The organism is Sphingobium sp. EP60837 (assembly GCF_001658005.1).
In the GTDB taxonomy this organism is placed as follows: domain Bacteria; phylum Pseudomonadota; class Alphaproteobacteria; order Sphingomonadales; family Sphingomonadaceae; genus Sphingobium; species Sphingobium tyrosinilyticum.
The window spans coordinates 1722069-1739430 of the sequence record NZ_CP015986.1; the positions used below are offsets into that span (position 1 = coordinate 1722069).

Here is a 17362-nt window from a genome sequence, read left to right on the forward strand (position 1 = left end):
ACGCGCAATGCTGCGCCACGTATAAGATGCTCCAGGCATTATATACGGTGCTTTATGTCCCCGGCGCAACGAATAATGCATCATATTCTATGCTTTCGACACTAAAAGTAGTGCTAAGAGCTTTGAGCTTTGAAACGTTGGTCATATAATGTCCGTCATGACCAGCTATGATGATTCAGGTCCAGCGTCCATCTTCGATGACAGGGCCTGGGAAGAGACCGCAAAAAACATGCTGCGCGCCGAAATGATGCGCCGCGGCATTTCCTATGCGACTTTGGCTGAGATGCTTTCCGGCATCGGCGTCGGCGACAACGAGTTGAACGTGAAAAACAAGGTCGGCCGCGGCAAGTTCAGCGCTGTCTTCCTCTTGCAGTGCTTGATGGCGCTGGGTGTCGAGTGGATACAGGTCCCGAAGTCGCTTGATGAGGCATCCGGAAGGGGTGGTGCGCAGCATCTCGCGAAAGGCCCTCGCGCGCCAGGCGAAGGAGGGATGGCCAGATGATCAAGACCAGACAGCGAGTCATTGACCACGGGGAGGTGTTCACCGACGAACGTGAGGTGAATGCCATGCTCGACTTGGTCAAATCCGAGACGCAGAGGATCGACAGCAGATTCCTTGAGCCCGCCTGCGGATCGGGAAATTTTCTGATCGAGGTCCTTCGTCGCAAGCTGAGCATTGTCGAGGAACGCTATGGGCGGGGACAACTCGAGTTCGAGCGATACTCTATTCTGGCACTTGGCTCGATTTATGGCGTCGACCTGCTGGAGGACAACGTATCTGAATGCCGTGACCGACTCTACGAATATTTCAACGACATTTACTCGCGCTACTTCGGCCCGGAATGCCGCGATGAATGTCGTTCCTCGGCAAGATATGTTCTGGATCGTAACATCGTTTGCGGTGACGCGCTCACGATGACGACCGTAGGCCGTCGACCCCAACCGATCGTCTTTTCGGAGTGGTCTCCGGTCAATGGCAGCCTCGTGAAGCGCCGCGATTACTCGCTGGCACATCTCTTGGTATATCAGCCGATGGAAGGTCCCAGTCTGTTCTCCGATTTGGGGGAGGAGGCCTTTATCCCGAAGCCCGTCCGTGAATTCCCTCTGACTCATTACCTGAAGCTGGCTGAGGCTGAGCATGCTTGAGATCAACTACAATCCCGACGTCCTCAGCTGCCTGGCAAACTTAAGCAACGACGAGGTCTTCACACCGCCAGAGCTGGCGAACGAGATTCTTGATCAGCTTCCAGCTAGCCTGTGGTCTGACAGCGGCGCTACTTTCCTCGATCCAGTTACCAAATCCGGGGTGTTTTTGCGCGAGATCGCAAAGCGCCTGATCGAGGGTCTGAAGGGGGAGTTCCCAGACGAGCAGGAGCGGGTCAATCACATCTTCAAAAACCAGCTGTACGGGATTGCTATCACCGAGCTCACTGCGCTTCTGGCCCGTAGATCGGTTTACTGCTCCAAGAGCGCAAACAGCCCCTTCTCCGCCTGCACCGACTTCGATGGTCCAGATGGCAACATCCGGTTTAGCCGGGTCGAGCACACATGGGATGGCAATCGCTGCAGATACTGTGGTGCTTCAAAATCCTTGATGGCGCGTGGCGATGATCTCGAAACGCATGCCTATAAATTCATTCACACTGACAAACCCGAAGGCCTCTTCGACATGAAGTTCGACGTCATCATTGGTAACCCTCCATACCAACTCTCGGACGGTGGGCACAACGCAAGTGCGAGCCCAATATATCATAAGTTCGTGGAGCAGGCGAAGAAGCTCAATCCCTCTTATCTGATCATGATCATCCCAGCGCGCTGGTATTCCGGAGGTAAAGGCTTGGACGGATTTCGGGCTGAGATGCTGGCGGACAAATCTATCAAAAAGCTCGTCGACTACCCGAAGCTATATGACGCCTTCCCCGGCGTTAAAATCCGTGGAGGGGTATGCTACTTTCTCCGCGACAAGAATTACCAAGGTCCGTGCGCGATTCAGACGATGTGGGACAACCTCCCGCTCGGTGATCCGATGGAACGCCATCTCAATCAATACGACGTTCTGGTTCGGCGCAACGAAGCAATCTCGATCTTGGAGAAGGTTAAGGGGTTCAGGGAAAACGGGCAGCGGGAGGGCACCTACGATACCGTGGTGTCCAGCTCAAAACCGTTCGGGTTCAGGACCAACTTCCATGGGCGGGCTTATCGACGTGGATTGGCCGATCCAGTGAAGCTCTACGGATCACAGAAGGTCAGCTGGATTGATAGAGGCCAGGTCCAGCAGAATGCTGAATGGATCGATCAGTGGAAAGTGTTGATGTCTGCCGTGCAGGGAACCAGCGCTGCCATTGAATCGAAGTTCCTCAGCGCTCCCAAGATCATCGCCCCCGGTGAGGTTTGTTCGGAAACCTACAATGTGGCCGGCAGGTTCGACGACCGCGAATCGGTAGTACGCTGCGCGAGTTATCTTAAGACCCGTTTTGTCCGGTTCTTGGTCTCGTTGCGTAAAATTTCCGTCCATGCGTCCAAGGACGTCTACAGCTTTGTGCCAGTGGTCCCCTTTGACCGTATGTGGACTGATGAGGCCCTCTATAATCGCTACGGCCTGACCGATGCCGAAATCGCTTACATCGAGGAGACAGTGGCGCCGATCGAATTGGAACTCGATCTGGAGTCAGTCGATGCCTGATCCGTTTTTTCCGCCTAAGCCCGACATCAATCCCAAAATTTACGCCTATCGAGATAAGAGCCCTGCTTACGAAGGCATGCTCAAGGTCGGCTTTACGGCACGCGATGTCGAGAGCCGCGTAGCGCAGCAGTATCCGACCAAGCGCCCAGGTGAGTTGCCCTACGAAATCGTGCTCGAGGAGAGCGCGGTCTGGAATGATGGAGGCTCTTTCACCGACCGCGATATCCATCGTCAGCTTCGTAAAAAGGGGGTCCGCAATCCCGCGGGCGAATGGTTCAAGTGCAGTGTCGATGATGTCCGCGCCGCTGTCCTGGCGGTTCGTGAAGGCATCGACAACGAAGACAACCGGACGCAGAACTTCAAGATGCGTCCGGAGCAAGCGGCCGCGGTGGAGAAGACCGTGCGGTATTTCACCAGCTTCAACGATGACGAAGGAAACCATACTCCGCACTTCCTCTGGAACGCGAAGATGCGCTTCGGGAAGACGTTCGCTTCGTATCAGCTTGTGAAGCGCATGGGTTGGAACAAGGTGCTTGTGCTCACCTTCAAGCCGGCCGTGCAGAATGCCTGGGAAGAGGACCTCAAAGGCCACATCGACTTCGAGGGGTGGCAGTTCGTGTCACGGGGCGGCCTGTCCGAGGCTGAGGTTGATATATCCCGTCCAATCGTGTGCTTTGGCTCTTTCCAAGACTTCCTCGGCAAAAACTCCGTCGGCGGTATCAAGGCCAAGAACGAGTGGGTTCACGCGACCAATTGGGACTGCGTGATCTTCGACGAATATCATTACGGCGCTTGGCGCGAGAGCGCGAAAGAATTGTTCGAAGCCGAGGATCGCAGGGAATTGGAATTCGCCCAAGGCGATGGTCTCGACTACTTCTCCGAGGAGAACATGCCGATCACAACGGGCGCATACCTGTATCTGTCAGGAACCCCTTTCCGCGCGATTGCATCGGGGGAGTTCATTGAGGAGCAGATCTACAACTGGACCTATTCCGATGAACAGCGGGCGAAGGAGCAATGGGAAGGCGAAGACAATCCCTATGCCTCTTTGCCGCGAATGGTGATGCTCACCTACCAATTGCCTGATGCGATCCGGGAAATTGCCATGCAGGGTGAGTTCGACGAGTTTGACCTCAATGTCTTCTTTTCGGCCGAGGGCGAAGGCGATCAGGCACGTTTCAAATACAAGGACGAGGTTCAGAGCTGGCTCGATCTCATCCGCGGGTCCTACGAGGAAACTGCGATAGACAATCTTCGGCTTGGCAACGAGCGACCGCCGATGCCGTTCTCAGACGTGCGCCTCCTGAATCTCTTGTCGCACACCTTCTGGTATCTGCCGTCCGTGGCAGCGTGCCACGCGATGAAGAACCTGATGTCCGAGCGCCAGAACCGCTTTTATCATGACTACAACGTGATGGTTTGCGCGGGTAGTAGAGCTGGTATCGGCGTGGCGGCGCTCCAGCCTGTCCTGGACGGCATGGAGGATCCGCTTAAGTCCAAGTCTATCACTTTGTCGTGTGGGAAGCTGACCACCGGTGTGTCCGTGAAACCATGGAGCGGCATCCTGATGCTTCGAAACATCTCTAGCCCGGAGAGCTACTTCCAGGCGGCGTTTCGCGTGCAGACGCCCTGGGTCGTCCAGAATCCTGATTCTGGGTCTCCATCCAGGCGGGAGATCGTCAAACAGGAATGCTACGTTTTCGACTTCGCACCCAACCGCGCGCTCAAGCAAGTAGCTGATTACAGTTGCCGTCTCAATGTGGACGAGACGAACGCCGAGAAGAAGGTCGAGGAGTTCATCCACTTCCTCCCTGTTCTGGCTTACGACGGCAGTTCCATGCGCCAGATCGACGCCGTCGGCGTGCTCGATATGGCGATGAGCGGGACGACAGCCACACTGCTCGCGCGGCGCTGGGAAAGCGCGTTGCTGGTGAACGTGGACAACAACACCCTGCAGCGACTGATGAACAGCGACGCCGCCATGCAAGCGCTGATGAAGATCGAAGGCTTTCGTAATCTCAATCAGGAAATCGAGACGATCATCAACAAGTCAGAATCGGTCAAGAAGACGAGGGCCGAAGCCAGCGATCGTGATCTGACGGCAAAGGAAAAGAAGGAGCTCAGTGAGGAGGAGAAGGAATACAAGAGTGTCCGCAAGGAGATCCAGACGAAGCTGGTCAAGTTCGCGACGCGCATCCCGATCTTCATGTATCTCACGGATTACCGCGAAAAGTGCTTGCGTGACATCATTACACAGCTCGAGCCAAGGCTATTTAAGAAGGTCACCGGACTGGGAATTCCGGATTTCGAACTCTTAGTCAGCCTGGGCGTCTTCAACAGCGGGCTGATGAATGACGCCGTCTACAAGTTCAAGCGATATGAGGACGCTAGCTTGTCCTACACTGGACTTAATCGCCACGAGGGTGCGGACGTCGGCCTATACGACACTGTAATATCGGCGCACGAATTCGTCTGATCCGGAGCGTGTGACCGCGATTGGTTTATCTGCTAGATAAGATTGGCGCCGGAATCGGACCTAGCGGTGGTGGACCGTTTCGCTGCCTATAACTCTGGCTGGGAAATGCCAAAGAACAGCAATGAGTTTTTGACGAACCGCTATGGGTTCATCACGGACTACTTGAAAGAGGCCTTCCACTACCAGTTCAAGCATACCTACCGCTATGAGGCGGTGAACCGGCAAATTCACTATGGACAAAGAGCAATGATCGGAATTTAAATTTTTGGGCTTGAGCACCATGCATCTACTTCTTCCTCCCGCCACCCAGCGCAGTTCCAGGAGATATGAATTTGTGCCGGGAATGTTCCGGCTGCTATTTTATTGTACAACGTAGACCTTTTTAACCCTGTCCTGCGCATGACGTCAGGAAGGCGCAGGAATGTTGAATTGGATCCGCTCGTCGGCATCTTCGGTCCCGATGACGTCCCATATGACATGCATATGGGAAGGATAGCGCAGATGAGGCCTGTCCGCTCTTTGGCCGGGAGATGGCTAAGTGCGTGTGCCAAGCTCGACACCAACTCCGCTACGTCGTCAGAATCGGCTCGGTGCGCGCGGATTGCTGCGCGAGCGGCGGACGATTGAGTATTTATTGCGCGGGCGTTGGTCATGGCTAACCTTAGGTTCGGCCATGGCGCACTTCGCGGTAGATGATGGCAAATTTAATCCCAAGCGGTAGTCGGGCAGCAAATCCAGCTCTTGCACTCCCATCATGCCTATCGTGTCGGCGAGCGGCACAGTGCCTCGACTAATCGCACTTTTCATCGGGTAATCTCGCTTTGCATCTTTTAGCAGGGATATGCCGGCCACGTTGCCATCTTGCTCATGCGATTTCATTTGTTTTAACAGAGCGAGAGCATCTCCGTTCGAGCTAAATCCTGTACCGGCTTGATCATCCTTCAGGATCAGTGTTCTAATAACGAAGAGAATTGCGGTGGCGTCCTTCTGCCTCTTGGCGGGGAGATCCGCTGTTAGCCATCCTTGAAAAGCGATCTCACGTCGATTTGCATTGATCGACGTCAGATCTCTTTTTCTTCTCGATAAGTTAATTAGCCGGTGAGCGGCAAAGGCGAGTTGAATGCCCGCGCTTACACCAAAAAAATAGGTAGATGCAGCTGTGCTTTTAAATCTATCGCTTCCATGTCTCGGGGAAGCCTTAAAAGATGGATCGGCTTTCACTTGGACAAGGTATTCTTTCATCTCGAGGAAAAAGTCGTATAGCTCTTTGCTGATATGACCGAAGCTCTCGTCGTGATCGACCTCGGAAATGCCTAGAGAACTTGCAGTTTGCTGCGCAAAGCTTTCATCGAATCTTTGAGCGAGCACGGGAGGTTGCCCCCGAAGCATTGGAAGCTCGTTAATTTTTCGTCTATTTTGCTCAAACCGATAGATATACGCATTGACGATGTCGGACACGAGGTCAAACGCAGCACGTTCCGTCACGTCAGTATAGCCGAAAGGCAAAAATTTGCCAGCGTCCAACGCCACGGCTCGTGCTGCGATAAGTTGCATTTCGAACATCGAATAAAGCACCAGCAGGTCCGCAGTGCATGAGGTCGCATGGACCAGATGTTTTCCAGCCAAGGCCGAAATTGCGATTGAATTTAGAGCGTCTTCTAAATTCCCGCTAATTATATCGACAAATAGCAGCGGATCTTTTTCACGAATCTTGATAAGATTTGATGCCAATTCCGGTAGTTGAATCTTCAAAGCTTTAGCAACAAGGTCCCGGCCCTCCGCATGAGGGCAGGCACATAGCATGTGGTTCAAAACATTAATAATGTGGTCTTCGCTTTTGTCCTCAAGGCTGAGGGCGAGATCGCGTGGCATTCGGATGCGATGGTCCATCAGGTGTCCGATGGGTAAACTAGCGAGATCCGCTTCTGTGAACAGGCGAGCTAGATACTCTTGTCGGTCCATCCCATGCGTCTGGACCCGCAGCACGACGTCCTTAGCCAACGCGCGGATCATCTCCATGTCCACCGGTCCGCTTCCAAAGCCGCGCGGAAAAAAATCTGAAAGATCTTCGAACATGTATATTTGCTCCGGTGGATTGGATCCACCCCGTGGAGGAAGACCCTAAAGGTCTGATTAAAAATCGAATCGTATACCGCGCGGCGTTCCTCCATTCCTGTCTAACATCGTCCTCATCGAGCCACCGTGGTTCGGTTTAGAGGAGGACGTAAAGATGACTAACGATGAAGCGGAACTCGGCGCGGAGGTCGCACGTGAGTTGCTGGCAGATCGCGAATTGCTTGCTGCGCCCCAGGTAGCGGCCGCCCGGTTCGTGAAAGCGCTACTGGCGGCGAACCCTCGGGTGAAACTGCCCGCGATTGTCGCCAACCAGAGGGCCAAGGATTGGATGGAGGCCGCGCGCGTTACGCAGTCGATCCTCCGTGAGGCGCTGGCTGCTGGTCGCAAGGAGTTGAAATCGGCTAGCGCTGAAACAGCGCTGAAAAGGCCAAAGAAGCGCCAGAAGTATGCGCCCGTCGATGCCGAGCCGGTCTCGATGCAAAATCCGCGGCAGCAAACCGCTTCGGGAACTTCGGCCCCCGCGGACGCGAGCAGCGCTCACAGCGTCATTGCTCCCAAGCGCGCACCTCACGCTGATCTCTACAGTGACCTGATGGTGCCGAACTAACTCTCCTTTCTAAAGCTTTTCATCAAAATGGCGGGCGCCTTGATCGTGTCATCTGCCCGCATTTTTTCGAAATGACGCCCAACAGGACTCAAAATCGTGACCATTATTATCGATCAAAATGCTGCCAGTCACCGAGAGCCACGTGCCGTTGAAGGGGCTTCTGTGATCTTCGTCACCGGAGGCAAAGGAGGTGCAGGTAAGTCATTAAAGACCTTAAAATTTATGCGTTTGTCTCCCACTAACCGGCCACAGGCTCCCTCGCAGAAATGGCGTTGAAAGCTCCGGCAGGCGCCGATTAGCTAGCGTATAACCCGCGCCGGCATGGATTGAAGAACTGCCGCCAGGCGCTCTGCGCTTCCGTCAAGAAAGCTCATCAACTCGATCAGCGACCTACATTGATCAAATTATTCGAGGAGTGCACGTTATGTCTGCAAAGACAGGATCAATTTGCCCTGAATTTCCGCCACTCGCGACTTCACCGCCTGCGCCTATCATTGTCGTCAATGGCGACAAGGGCGGAATCGGCAAATCTCTCATTGCGCGTATTTTGGCCGCATTTCTCCGGTCAGCCGGCTACCTCGTCATCGGCTTCGATTGCGATGCGCGCAATGCGCATTTGGATCGATATTATCGTAGGGTCATGCCCGTGACGAGGGCTTATCTTCGCCATACGGATGGTTGGGGACTGCTTCTTGACGGGTGGGAGAATTCCCCTTCAAACGCCGTCCTCCTTGTCGATATGCCCGGGAATATCGGCGACGCGCTGGAACGCGAGATGCACCGGGTCAATCGGGCCGTAGCAAAGCTCAATCGCGACATTTTGCATGTTTGGGTGATTGATGAGGAGGCGGACGGAATCACCCTGTTGAACCGCGTCAAAGATTTCGCGCCACCAAAGCAAACTCTGATCGTGATGAATGGGCGGTTCGGCGATAGCCCCCACTCATTCGTGCTGTGGCACGAGTCCGAACTGCGCGAAGAAATGCTTGCGGCCGGAGCGTCGGAGACCTTCATTCCGGCGCTGCAAATTCGGCCTCGTACGAAGATCGCCCGCGCACGTTGCCCGTTCGATGATTTGTCGATGTTGACGCTTAGCGTGTCCGAACAGGTCGATTTTGAGCTGTGGTGGGACGACATCATCCGAGCCTTTCGTCCATTTTGCGTACAGTCGGGGCTGGTCCAATGAGACAACTTGTCGAACAGATGTATCGTGATCTGTTGGAGCGCGAAGCAAGTTCCGAAGATTACGTCAAAATGGAAAAATTCCTACGGCGCCTTCCTGTGGGAATGCGGGACTCACCCGGTGTCCTTGCTGAGATAATCTTCCGGTCAGAACATATCCGCCAGATTGATGAAGTCGTCCAGAAGGCCTCATTCGAGGCGCAACAGACCGTTCATCGAGACCTACCCAAACGAGTTGAGAAGGCAGCGGAAACTGCCTTCTATACCTTCCGCGATCTGATGCCAGTCGACAGTCGGGACGCGATGGCGCGCCTGTATCGCTGGGGCGCGTTTTGGATGCTGTTCGTTTTGATCTTCGGCCTCGTCACTGGTGGGGCCAGCACCAAATGGTGGCTCTCGCGTCCGGAAATACGCCACCACGCAATCTCGGAAATCAACTTCAATCATTGCATTGATGCCGTCTTCGGAGCAGCAGCGATCAAACAGCGGAATGTCGCGAAAGATGCAGATTACGGCGTGGAACAGTTCCGCAGCGACGCTCGCATTTGTGCGGCAGAATACGCCGACCGCCTCGCAAATCAGTAGTAGAAGGCCCGTCAGTTCAACGATGTTGTACTGACAGGCTGTCCCCTCCGCCTTCGGCTCCGTCCGCAGATAGCTGCGGGTTTAAGTTTAGTGTGCTTTCAAATTAGCCTGGGAGGAAATTAGCCAGGGCTGGCCTTCGACTACCGCGCATCAGCGCGGTGACGTCAGCTTTGTCGCGTGGCCGCTCTGGCGCTGCCTCAGTCGAGGCCGGACCTGGCCGGGGAGGAGCGTTGCCCTCCCCTGGACCCCTCCCTCCAAGACTTTTCGAAACCCTTGTTTCTGGAGAAAATGAAATGACCCATCGCTCAGGCAGCGAGGTTCGTGTGCGCACCGTCGTGCTTCCCACGCGCTGGTCACCTGCCGAATATGATCTCCTTCAGGAGATCGCAGAACATTCGGACATCTCAACTGCTGAAGTGCTCCGCCGTTTGGTCCGGCAATCGCACCCCCAGCTCATTCCTTCGCGTCAGTTGGTTCATGATGTCCGGCGTATCGGCCAGAACATCAACCAGATTGCGCGTCATGCGAATACCGCGCGCTCCGTCGAACTCGTGGGCGAGCTGCAAGCCGCCTATGCCGACATGCTCGACGCCGTCCGCAGGATGCTTGCGTCGTGATCCCCTCAATCACATGGGGCAGAAACTTTTCCGGCCTGGAAATATATCTTACCTACAATCGCGATCACGAGATCCTCGATCTGCGTGAGGTTTCTTCACTCGGGAATGCATCTGCTGAAATGACCTTGGTCGCCGAGCAGGCGCCCAGGGCCAAAGCGGTCGTGATGCACATTTCGCTTTCCGCGGCCGTAGAAGACGGGGAGTTATCTGACGAGACATGGAAGCACATCATTGATGATGTTATCCACGAATTTAACCTTCACGGCCACCAACTGGTTGCCGTTCGCCATCGCGATAAAGGCTATGACCACATTCACCTCATGATCTGCACCGTGTCGCCTTTAACTCTCAAGACACCTTCGAAGCAGGCTTTCCTCGCGCCACATGCGCGTCAGAAAGGGGTTGCTTCGTTCGCGCTGAAAAAGACTGCGATTGAGCAGTTACCCGTGACTGATGTTGTGTGGCGATCGTTCAATCAGTTTGCACTGTTCCGGCTTCAAGACCTGTGCAGGGCGATCGAGAAGCGGCTCGAACTGCGCCAATTGCGTACCCACCTCGAGATGGAGGGCGTACGAGAAGTCGGGCCGTCGCGTCGGACGAAAGCCGCCCATGAACATCGACAGGCCCGCACTGGTGAGCGGTCTTTGCTTGAAAGGGCTGACGATATCCGTGCCGCACTGGACCTTCGGAGCTGGCACCAAGCTGGCCGGGCTCTCGCCGCCATCGGTGTCGGCTTCGAGGCTGCTTTGCGCAAAAGCAAAAAGGCAGGGGCGAAGATCATTGGGCTAACGCTGTTTGATTTGCGCAGCGTCAACAATCGAATCAAGGCCTCCGATTTGGATACCGCGGAGCGCCGATATGGGTTGCTTCAAATTGAAAAGCGCCGCCCTGCGGACGCTATCACATTCGAGCAGTGGTGGCCGGAAAATACCGACTATCTGCGCGCCTGCCCGGGGATTAAGGTCCAAGAGGTGCGACCAGACCGGACAGAATTTAATCTATACCGGACGCAGCATTTCGAGGCGCGCCGACTGGCGCGTCTCGAACGGGAGAAGCTGAAACGCTCGCACCGGGCGAAGCGGAAGGCTCTGTCTGAGCGGTTGACCAAACAGCGCAAGGAGGAAACTGCACGTCTCCCTTCATCGCAAAGGCGATCGTTCAGCGTCGCGTTCACGAAGAACGTGCGATTGCCTCAGCTCAAGGCGCTGGACGATGAACATCGGACGCAAATAGGCAAGCTTCGAGTACCGCGCTTGTTGAGCTACGCGCTTTTCATGGCGCAGCGCGTGCCCGAAAAAACCGTGGTCAAGCATAATGATCCGGTGTTCTACGAAGTGCCCGCTCACAAACCAAGCACGAAGGAAGCTGTTGTGGAGCGATCAGCCGTTGCCCCCTTGCACACGCAACCGCATGCTGAACCTCGGGTCGAAACTGACGCCGACATCGATCGTCAACTGGCCTGGCTTGCGCAACAATCAGGCCGTTCGCGTTGACATTGTGAGAGAGCCGAGCTCCGCCAAGGCCCCCGGAATTGCGAACCCGTTCTCAGACATGCGACCATTACTGTCGCAGAATGTTGCACAACTTGGCTCGTCTAAAAGGCGTGGAAAGTTAACAAGAAAATCGTAGCTCCAACGAGCCGATAGCGTTAGCTGGACGCGGAAAATGGGGGGCTGATTTGCAAGAAGCGGAGTTTAAGGCTTGGCTTGCCGAGCGGGGAGCAAATACTGAAAACGGTCGAAACACTCGTGCGCACGCGGTGCGAACGATCGAGAATAACCTAGCTGCGCTGGACTCTCCTCATTCGGATCTCGCCGAAGCCTGGCAAGCGGACAAATTCCTACATTTGCGTCAGCGTCTGAAGGCAATGCAGGCCGACTTTCGGGAGGGCGGCAGTGATTTCAAGACGCTCATGCCGCAGTCTGAGAGGCCGCTAAATCGATTGGCTAGCTGGCGCTCCTGGCTGGGCCAGTACGGACAGTTTTTGGAAGGGGCGGTACTGGGCGATCGGTACGCCGATGCTATCCGACTGCATGTCCTTGAAAACTACATTGAGCCGGCACGAGAGCGCGAAGAGGATAGCGTTGAGGTCCTGGTACGCGACGTCAATGCGGCTCTCGGGCTGAAGGAGGCTTGGCCGAACATCTGCCAGGCTCTTGCCGGCCGCAAGTTTCGCGAAATGGCTGATGTGAGACTGGCTGAGCGTGTCGGCGCGAATATCAGCCCGGCAACGGTCTTGCGTTTTGATCTCGCGGCAAATGACGGTGACATCGAAGGGGAACTGCGTCAGCGATACGGCGTCCCGATTGTGGATACCGCTAAGATGCTGGCATTTGGCCTGCCAGATGGGCGTCAGCTTGCCTGGGAGCGCACGGTCTCGGTAGCTCAAATTTGGATTGAAGACAGTGTCGATCGAGAGTCTTGCCCGCTTCCTATTCACCGTACGTACCTTCCCACACAGGCGCGGCATTCTAATCTACCGCCTCGGCTGAAACATAGGGCGGCAAATGGACATAGGCCGCGACCCGTTTTGATCGTTCGCCCAGCGGATGCAGTGCAGCTTGTTGAACTGCTCGATTGGTATGACGATGCCGGCCCTTATGTCGATCGTGACTGGCTGGATCGGTTGCGTTCTGAATTTCTTGAGCGCCATCCGGGGTTTGTAAGCTTCGAGGACGGCGCCAGCTATGCGTCCAATGAGGGCAGCAAAAGACGCAATCTGGTAGAACATGCACAAGCTTTGGTAGGTCAGCTCACGGGCGAAGCGAAGGATGAGCCGTCCTTAGGCTCATCGTTGCTCGACCTGCTCGTCGGCAAAGCCGGGGTGCCATGCGAGCTTCTTGATTGGCGGGTGATCAATATTGTCCAAGCGCTTCGGACTGACAATCCAGGAGTGGTGGAGCAAGCAGCTGAGGATCTCGCTCAGGCCGGGGACGACGTTGCCGGAGTCATGGCTTTCGTCGGCGCTACCTGGCCGCTGATGCTGCCTCATGCGCAAGCAAATCCTTATGCCGAAAGCCGAACGATATCGACCATGCTTCGGGCGTTGATCGCTCCCGACGGAATGTTTGGTATCCGATCCACCCCCACTGACAATGCATGTTGGATGTTAACCGGGAGTCCCGCTTTCGGACCAAACCCATTGAGCGAAGGTGAGTTGGCCGGCGTGATGCGCCTTGTCCGCACGATGAAACGTATCATGCGCGACGAGTGGCAATGGGCGCCTCGCGATCTCTGGGACGCCCAAGGTTTTGTTTGGGAGACCTGCCAGAAGCGATTACCGGAACCCGAAGCGGCGGTCAGCGAGAACAACGGTGAGACGCCAATCTGGCTTGTGACTTCTCGCGATGGGGACGCTGACGGGTTCGCCAGCTTCGTGGAACGTGCCACATGGCATCTGCTCTACGATAGCGACAGCAAGTATAATCATATGGTTCGCGAGATGCAGGCGGGCGATAGGATCGTCTTGCGAGACTATCTGCCAAACCAGCGGAATGCGCCATTTGAAACCAACGGCAAACCGGTCAGCGCCATGCGGATACGGGCAACCGGGATTGTGACGGGCAAGGGGGAAGACGGTCGTCAGGTTCGAGTGGATTGGACTCCGTTGCCCGAACCTCTGCTGTGGTGGCTTTACACCAACAATGACACGATTTGGCGGCTCCCACTTGACCGTGATGCGGCGCGTAAGCTCGCCGCGTTCATTTTTGAAGGCGAAGCACAAGATATCGCCTGGTTTCTGAATCTACCTTTCTGGCGTGACCGCCTCAACGCATCGCAGGATGACAATATCATGCTCAATCCGACCAATCTCATACTGTTTGGACCTCCCGGCACGGGTAAGACCTATTCTACGGCCCGCGAAGCCGTACGCTTGTGCGATGGTTTGGCCGACTTTGCGGAAACGGGTGAAGGGCGGGCTTCTCTCATGGCTCGCTATCGCCAGCTCGAAGCAGAGAAGCGCATTGCGTTCGTTACTTTCCATCAGGCCTATGATTATGAAAATTTCGTGGAAGGCTTGCGGCCTGACGAGGATGCCGAAGAACAGGGAGCTGGTTTCCGGCTAAAGCCATATCTCGGCATTCTACGGGAGATTTGTGCGCTCGCTGAACATGCTCGGAAAAAGGCGGAAACAGGCGAATCGGGTAGGTCGATCGATCTTTCCACCTGCCAATTTTGGAAGATGGGCTTGGGTGCCATTCGGCAGGAGGAAGAAGTTTACGAGGCGGCGCTAAAGGACAATTACATTGCCTTGGGTTGGGGGAGAGCCGAAGATTGGAGCGATGATCGCTTCTCGACGGTAGAGGCGATCAAATCCCATTGGTTAGCGCTCTACCCGGAAAGCCAGGAGCCCAGCAATTGGACTCAAACGCACCGCTTTCGCAACGACATAGCAATCGGGGACATCGTCATCATTCCCTACGGCAATAGCGCGTTTCGAGCTGTGGGGCAGATTGTTGGTGACTACGAGTTCATAGCAGAAGCTGAAGGCTATTTTGCCCACCGTCGTAAGGTGAAATGGCTGCTGACAACAGATGAGCCACTCCCGCTCGATGCAATCATAGACGGCAATTTCACGATGCGAACCGTGTACGAGATACCTCGCAAGCGGATCAACATTCCAGCATTGAGTCGGTTGCTTACGACTGACGGTGAATTGAATGACGGTCCTGCTAAGCCAACGAAACCTGACGAATTCGTCTTGGTGATCGATGAGATTAATCGGGCTAACATCTCCAAGGTTTTTGGAGAACTGATCACTCTCTTGGAACCGGATAAGCGGTTGGGCATGGAAAACGCTTTGACGGTTCGACTGCCCTATTCAAAGGTAGAGTTTGGTGTTCCTGCAAACCTTCATGTCATTGGCACGATGAACACCGCTGACCGGTCTATTGCATTGCTCGATACTGCACTCCGTCGCCGCTTTAAATTTCGCGAGATTGCCCCTGACCCCCAGCAGCTCAAGAATGCTGCAGCAGCAACGAACATGCCTCTCGTCGAGATATTGAGGACAATAAACGATCGCATTGAATATCTGGTCGATCGTGAGCACCGTATTGGGCATGCCTTTTTCATGGGCTGCAAAACGTCCGACGATGTTGTCGACGTGATGCGCGATAAGATCATTCCGCTGCTTCAGGAGTATTTCTTCGAAGATTGGAGCCGCGTTCGGACGGTGCTTGGCGACGGGTTCATTGGCCAGGGAGTGATCAAGGCTCCACCTGGTATGGAGGGTATTGATCGCGAGCGTTGGTTTGTTCGAGATTTCTACAGTGCTGAACCGAAAATTTCGCTCTCTGATGCTTTCGCCCGTCTTCTGGGCAAAGCGGCAATTTTGTCAGCGGTCAACGAGGATGATGCGCCGGACGCGGAGAACGACGTCGCATGACGCATCTCCACGTGCCCGAGTGGGGACGAGTAGCAATCGGTCCAGATGGCTTTTCCCTGGCGCAGGCTGAGGCGCTGCTGGCTGCCGCTCGGGCACATCCGATGGGTGGAGAGGATGGGAGCGCCATCCTGACCGATCATCGTCACCACCTGCGGGCCAAACAGATGGTGGGGGTCATCGCCGCACCAGGTTGCAGCTTAGAAATCTTGCCGAAAGTCGATCCTGAGGCCGAACTGGGTGATCTCCCGACGGTTCGGTCCCGCCTGATTTCCTTGCTGGACTTGGCGCTGGGGCTGAACTTGGCGGACGGTGCTCAGGCAGCCTTGGCTCACGGCGCAGAAAACCTGCTCGATATTTTGATCCGCCTTTTCGCGCAGCGGCTTCTAGCCCTGGCTCGCCGAGGCTTGCATCGCGCTTATCAAGCCCGCGCTGAAGATCTGCCGACACTCCGCGGAAAGCTCGATATTGTCCGCCAACTGACAGTTCATGTGGGGCGCCCGGATCGGCTCGCCTGCCGCTTTGATGTGCTGTCTAGCGACACACCGCTGATGCAGGTGATGAAAGCAGCCGTGGTCTTTCTGTCTCGGTTGGCCCGCGCGCACGACACGCGCCGACTGCTAGAAGAACTGCGCTTCGTTCTGGCAGATGTCGCGGATGTGCCTATTTCCGCACTTCCCTGGGAGAAGGTCAGGATTGATCGCACCAGCCAGCGGTGGGAAACTGTCTTCGCTTTGGCGAAATTGCTGCTCAGGCGTGATTGGCAGGGAACGACTTACGATCATCGATCACACAACGGCATAACGCTTCTCTTTCCAATGAATGACCTGTTCGAAGCAGCGGTCGCTGCCCTGCTACGGCGGGCTTTGTCAGGAAGCGGCATCAGCGTCGTGGAGCAGGGAGGCCTTCGTCATTGCTTGGGCGAATGGACAAAAGATGAGGATTGTGAGGGACGCGTTTTCCAAACGCGACCTGATATTCTGCTCCGTCGTGGAGGCAAGGATCTCGCCATCATCGATACCAAATGGAAAAGTCTCACCCGGGATGCCTCAGTTGGAAAGAGGGGGGTGGCCCAGGGCGATGTGTACCAGATGATGGCTTATTCCCGGCTCTATCGGTGCGATCGGCTGATGCTGCTCTATCCGGCGATGGCGGGGAGCGGAACGGCCCTCAGCCACCGCTTCGGTATAGCCGGAGGGCGAGAAATGCTCGCTTTGGGGCTAGTTGATTTGACGGCGCAGATGAACCTCGTCCAAAACGAATTGAAAAAAATGATTTTCGACCTTCTGCCTCGTGAACTCGAGAGTGATCTGAAGTTGGCTACAGCATGATCGGTCTACGTCCGGTGCATTGCAACGTCCCTGCGCCGATCTGATCAGCCCCTCCTCGGCGGTAGGGCCTAGCGCTCTTGCATCGTACTGCGCAGTGGAAAGGCTGTCCGGCGGGACAAGAACTAAAATTTGCCGATGCGTAAGTAAATCAACTTTTCGGCACTAGCTGTCTGTGCAACAGATCCGATGTTGGTTTTGTTGGCAGTCGACAAGGGGGCATTCTGATTGATAGCTGCATCTCGTCAAAGCACCCGCTGGTTTGCGCCATTCACCCAAGCGCACGGAATTCGAGGCGAATGATGGTGCGACCATTTTTGTCGCTTGATCGTGCCAAGCTGTAGCGCATGTCAAGAATCCATCAATTCAGCGCCAGCTGCCGTCAACCATGGCGACGCGTAATCTCGCTCAGATCTTCGTGA

General features: G+C 55.2%; 14 protein-coding genes and 1 pseudogene. 13 read left to right on the forward strand and 2 right to left on the reverse strand.

Features of this window, described 5'->3' with window-relative positions; genetic code table 11:
- Positions 1-157 precede the first annotated feature (157 nt).
- The 5 genes from EP837_RS21265 to EP837_RS08450 all read left to right on the forward strand — a co-directional run bounded on the left by EP837_RS21265 (position 158) and on the right by EP837_RS08450 (position 5420).
- Positions 158-502 carry a DUF6471 domain-containing protein gene (locus EP837_RS21265; protein ID WP_066529017.1) on the forward strand — a complete coding sequence of 115 codons (345 nt, stop codon included), beginning with the start codon at positions 158-160 and terminating at the stop codon, positions 500-502.
- On the forward strand, positions 499-1146 hold the full coding sequence (locus EP837_RS08435; RefSeq protein ID WP_066526369.1) for a restriction endonuclease subunit M: 648 nt from the start codon (positions 499-501) through the stop codon (positions 1144-1146). Before EP837_RS21265 ends, EP837_RS08435 begins: the two co-directional genes overlap by 4 nt.
- A complete protein-coding gene (locus tag EP837_RS08440; RefSeq protein WP_066526372.1) occupies positions 1139-2683 on the forward strand; it encodes an Eco57I restriction-modification methylase domain-containing protein in 1545 nt (514 codons plus the stop codon). The genes EP837_RS08435 and EP837_RS08440 overlap by 8 nt, the downstream gene beginning before the upstream one ends.
- Positions 2676-5159 carry a GIY-YIG nuclease family protein gene (locus EP837_RS08445; protein ID WP_066526375.1) on the forward strand — a complete coding sequence of 828 codons (2484 nt, stop codon included), beginning with the start codon at positions 2676-2678 and terminating at the stop codon, positions 5157-5159. The genes EP837_RS08440 and EP837_RS08445 overlap by 8 nt, the downstream gene beginning before the upstream one ends.
- Positions 5160-5225: 66 nt before the next feature.
- Entirely contained in the window at positions 5226-5420 is a 195-nt protein-coding gene (locus tag EP837_RS08450) for a BREX system Lon protease-like protein BrxL (RefSeq protein WP_197486251.1), read from the forward strand.
- Here EP837_RS08450 and EP837_RS21940 read toward each other — a convergent pair.
- Both EP837_RS21940 and EP837_RS08455 read right to left on the reverse strand, forming a co-directional pair.
- Complete coding sequence (locus EP837_RS21940) at positions 5417-5812, reverse strand: helix-turn-helix transcriptional regulator (protein ID WP_335675583.1); 396 nt, start codon at positions 5810-5812, stop codon at positions 5417-5419. The genes EP837_RS08450 and EP837_RS21940 overlap by 4 nt on opposite strands.
- On the reverse strand, positions 5736-7235 hold the full coding sequence (locus EP837_RS08455) for a hypothetical protein (RefSeq protein ID WP_156518435.1): 1500 nt from the start codon (positions 7233-7235) through the stop codon (positions 5736-5738). The genes EP837_RS21940 and EP837_RS08455 overlap by 77 nt, the downstream gene beginning before the upstream one ends.
- A 154-nt stretch (positions 7236-7389) precedes the next feature.
- Here EP837_RS08455 and EP837_RS08460 point away from each other — a divergent pair, with 154 nt between their 5' ends.
- From EP837_RS08460 to EP837_RS08495, 8 genes and pseudogenes are all read left to right on the forward strand, one after another.
- Positions 7390-7842 carry a hypothetical protein gene (locus EP837_RS08460; RefSeq protein ID WP_066526383.1) on the forward strand — a complete coding sequence of 151 codons (453 nt, stop codon included), beginning with the start codon at positions 7390-7392 and terminating at the stop codon, positions 7840-7842.
- Between the two features lie 424 nt (positions 7843-8266).
- Positions 8267-8581: pseudogene (locus EP837_RS22010) on the forward strand (nucleotide-binding protein); the annotation flags it as partial.
- A 36-nt stretch (positions 8582-8617) separates the two neighbouring features.
- Positions 8618-9028, forward strand: coding sequence for a hypothetical protein (locus EP837_RS21530; RefSeq protein WP_225870609.1), 411 nt, complete (start codon positions 8618-8620; stop codon positions 9026-9028).
- Positions 9025-9609 (forward strand): hypothetical protein, encoded by a 585-nt coding sequence (locus EP837_RS08470; RefSeq protein WP_066526387.1) that lies wholly within the window; start codon positions 9025-9027, stop codon positions 9607-9609. Before EP837_RS21530 ends, EP837_RS08470 begins: the two co-directional genes overlap by 4 nt.
- Before the next feature lie 293 nt (positions 9610-9902).
- Positions 9903-10226: a plasmid mobilization protein gene (locus EP837_RS08475; protein ID WP_066526390.1), complete on the forward strand. Its 324-nt coding sequence runs from the start codon at positions 9903-9905 to the stop codon at positions 10224-10226.
- A complete protein-coding gene (locus EP837_RS08480; RefSeq protein ID WP_066526393.1) occupies positions 10223-11719 on the forward strand; it encodes a relaxase/mobilization nuclease domain-containing protein in 1497 nt (498 codons plus the stop codon). The genes EP837_RS08475 and EP837_RS08480 overlap by 4 nt, the downstream gene beginning before the upstream one ends.
- A 185-nt stretch (positions 11720-11904) precedes the next feature.
- A complete protein-coding gene (locus tag EP837_RS21270; RefSeq protein ID WP_197486252.1) occupies positions 11905-15615 on the forward strand; it encodes an AAA family ATPase in 3711 nt (1236 codons plus the stop codon).
- Positions 15612-16943 carry an McrC family protein gene (locus tag EP837_RS08495; protein ID WP_066526398.1) on the forward strand — a complete coding sequence of 444 codons (1332 nt, stop codon included), beginning with the start codon at positions 15612-15614 and terminating at the stop codon, positions 16941-16943. The genes EP837_RS21270 and EP837_RS08495 overlap by 4 nt, the downstream gene beginning before the upstream one ends.
- Positions 16944-17362 lie beyond the last annotated feature (419 nt).

Coding starts and splice junctions, on each gene's coding strand:
- EP837_RS21265 (WP_066529017.1), top strand. CDS start 158: ATGACCAGCTATGATGATTCAGGTCCAGCGTCCATCTTCGATGACAGG.
- EP837_RS08435 (WP_066526369.1), top strand. CDS start 499: ATGATCAAGACCAGACAGCGAGTCATTGACCACGGGGAGGTGTTCACC.
- EP837_RS08440 (WP_066526372.1), top strand. CDS start 1,139: ATGCTTGAGATCAACTACAATCCCGACGTCCTCAGCTGCCTGGCAAAC.
- EP837_RS08445 (WP_066526375.1), top strand. CDS start 2,676: ATGCCTGATCCGTTTTTTCCGCCTAAGCCCGACATCAATCCCAAAATT.
- EP837_RS21940 (WP_335675583.1), bottom strand. CDS start 5,812: ATGACCAACGCCCGCGCAATAAATACTCAATCGTCCGCCGCTCGCGCA.
- EP837_RS08455 (WP_156518435.1), bottom strand. CDS start 7,235: ATGTTCGAAGATCTTTCAGATTTTTTTCCGCGCGGCTTTGGAAGCGGA.
- EP837_RS08460 (WP_066526383.1), top strand. CDS start 7,390: ATGACTAACGATGAAGCGGAACTCGGCGCGGAGGTCGCACGTGAGTTG.
- EP837_RS21530 (WP_225870609.1), top strand. CDS start 8,618: ATGCACCGGGTCAATCGGGCCGTAGCAAAGCTCAATCGCGACATTTTG.
- EP837_RS08470 (WP_066526387.1), top strand. CDS start 9,025: ATGAGACAACTTGTCGAACAGATGTATCGTGATCTGTTGGAGCGCGAA.
- EP837_RS08475 (WP_066526390.1), top strand. CDS start 9,903: ATGACCCATCGCTCAGGCAGCGAGGTTCGTGTGCGCACCGTCGTGCTT.
- EP837_RS08495 (WP_066526398.1), top strand. CDS start 15,612: ATGACGCATCTCCACGTGCCCGAGTGGGGACGAGTAGCAATCGGTCCA.